This window comes from Paenarthrobacter sp. YIM B13468 (assembly GCF_042788025.1).
GTDB lineage: Bacteria > Actinomycetota > Actinomycetes > Actinomycetales > Micrococcaceae > Arthrobacter > Arthrobacter aromaticivorans.
Genome location: NZ_JBHZPI010000058.1, coordinates 1 through 1,241, shown reverse-complemented (window position 1 = coordinate 1,241; position 1,241 = coordinate 1). Strand labels below are relative to the sequence as shown.

The 1,241-nt window shown below is 59.3% G+C and carries 1 protein-coding gene; it reads right to left on the bottom strand.

What is annotated here, in order from left to right:
* Positions 1–474: 474 nt before the first annotated feature.
* Positions 475–1,068 (bottom strand): HhH-GPD-type base excision DNA repair protein, encoded by a 594-nt coding sequence (locus tag ACFX4T_RS25590; protein WP_377655227.1) that lies wholly within the window; start codon positions 1,066–1,068, stop codon positions 475–477.
* Positions 1,069–1,241: the final 173 nt, after the last annotated feature.

Sequence of the window (1,241 nt, the reverse complement as noted above, 5' to 3'; positions counted from 1 at the left end):
AGGACACCGCCGGACACACATTAGGTCGAGACCCCCCAACCCACACCGGGTCGGGGGGTCTCCCACATTTAAACGACACACCAAACACGACCAGAAGCCTGCCAACGCTGAACCCAAGACAAAGGCCTCCACCACCATGGAGGCCTTCACTTTTTTAACTGACGTTCGACTGTCCATCCATCGAGGCCTCATCACTGCTAGCGGCGCATCCCGGGTGGGAAGAGTCGGGTTTTGGAGTCCATGGCCAGTTCATCACTGACGGGTGAGGTGTGGAGCCGACGAAGCAAGACTTTGAAGTCGGCGCCTTCCTTGCCGTCCGTGTTTACCCCCTAGGCGTCTCGGTTCCGCTCCGTACCCATACTCTTCGAGCAGCCATATTCGTTAGGGGCGGGCCAAAGCGCCTATCTGGAAAAGCTGGAGGAATTGGAAGGCCGGACATGATCGCGCGACAGCTACCCGTCAACGCTGGAGTGATTAGGCGTTCGTTGTCTTAGAAGCCTTTGCCGCCGCTTTGGCCGCTTGCTTGCTGGCGCGAACTTTGACCAAAGAATCGGGATCCACGATGTCGGCAACAGAGAGGTATGAGCCCTCTTCGCCGTAGTGCCCAGCTGCTTCCCGCCATCCGTTTGCTTGAAGGCCGCATTGCTTACCGAGGAGGGCCAGGAAGATTTTCGCTTTCTGCTCCCCGAACCCTGGCAAGGCCTTGAGCCGGCGAAGTACCTCAGCTCCGTCGGGATTGCCGCTGCTCCAGATTGCCGCAGCGTCTCCGTTCCAATCCCGGTGTACCGTTTCGGCGAGGGCTTGGACTCTGCCGGCCATGGAGCCTGGGAAGCGATGTACGGCAGGGCGTTCTTTGAATACCTCCACGAAGCCCGCGGGGTCGTAGTCTGCGATCGTGCCAGGATCCAGTGACCCAAGGCGCGAACGGATCTTCTCTGGACCGGCAAATGCCGACTCCATGGTCACCTGTTGATCGAGCAACATTCCGGTCAGCAATGCGAAAGCATCGTCGCTCAATAGCTGGTCGGCGGCGGCATCGCCTGTGATGTGCAGTTCCATGCGTCCCATCCTCCCACCAGTGCGCGCGGTCGTCATCGAAAGTGGTCACGTTAGCCAGGCTGATGAATGAACGGAGTGGTGTTCGACGGCGGGCTGGCGGGGGTTTTTTGGGGGTGTGTTGGGTGGTTGTTGGGGTGGATTTGCGTTGGGGGTGTGGGGCGTGTATTGTTTTCTGAGTCGCC

Bases quoted from the DNA above. Each gene is read 5' to 3' on its own strand.
- ACFX4T_RS25590 (WP_377655227.1), bottom strand. From the start codon at position 1,068: ATGGGACGCATGGAACTGCACATCACAGGCGATGCCGCCGCCGACCAG.